Below are 869 nucleotides of genomic sequence, written 5' to 3'. Positions count from 1 at the left end.
CGCTCGCCCCGCAGCCGGTGCAGCTTGGCCGAGACGCCGGTGGCGTCGTAGGTGAGCGGCCGCCCGTCGCAAATCACCCGGCCCTCGCCGGTCAGACGGCCGGTCACGCCGGTCAGGAGCGTGTTACAGCCCCAGTCGAACCCCACCCCGGTCACATGCCCGGTGGCGGGCGCGAAGTCGATCGGGATCTGGAAGGGCAGATCGACGCGCACCCGGCCCTTTTTCACGCGCAGGGTGGGGGTGCACAGCTTGGCTTCCGGCGGGACGGTCGGCGGCAGGGCGATCGGCAGGACGTGCCAGGCCCAGTCCCTGCCGGAGGCGGGAGACTCGACCAGGGGAAGCCGCACCCGCAGCCGGGCACCGCGGTCGCCGGTGCGCTCCAGGGTGACCAGTTGCCGGTCGGCCGCGGCCAGCACGATCTGCGCCGCGACGTTCGGCGGCTGCTCCAGGTCGGTCAGAGCGGCCGGGAACGCGCCATGGGTGTCGAGGTAGGCGGCGATCTGGCGGGTCCGGTTGCGGATCTGGGCCGCCGTCACCCCGTCCGGCAGCACCGCGCGCAGCGCGCCCCATTCGGCGTCGGTGCGGGCCCGCGGGTCGGCCGGCCAACTCGCCACGATCGCCGCCGCCAGGGTGCGCCGGTGCAGCGCCAGCCGCAGGGTGCGGGCGGCCTGCTCCTGGGCGCACCGCAGCACCCGGTCACAGACATGCACGCCCGAGGCGGGCGTCGTGCCCCAGCCCAGCCTCCGCACAGCCATCCAGCCCTTGGCCGGCAACGCCCGCCCGTCCGGCCCGACCCCGCAGGCCAGCGCATCCAGATCCGCCGGGTTCCACCGGGCGGCGACCAGATCGGCGGTCAGTTCTTGTGCCAG

At 75.0% G+C, this 869-nt stretch carries 1 pseudogene; it reads right to left on the bottom strand.

The features are described 5' to 3' along the window. A pseudogene (locus Q9G87_RS60370) lies at positions 1-869 on the bottom strand (zinc ribbon domain-containing protein); the annotation flags it as partial.

This window comes from Nonomuraea turcica (assembly GCF_030718205.1).
Classification (GTDB): Bacteria; Actinomycetota; Actinomycetes; order Streptosporangiales; family Streptosporangiaceae; genus Nonomuraea.
This window is presented reverse-complemented; position numbering and strand designations above follow the sequence as displayed.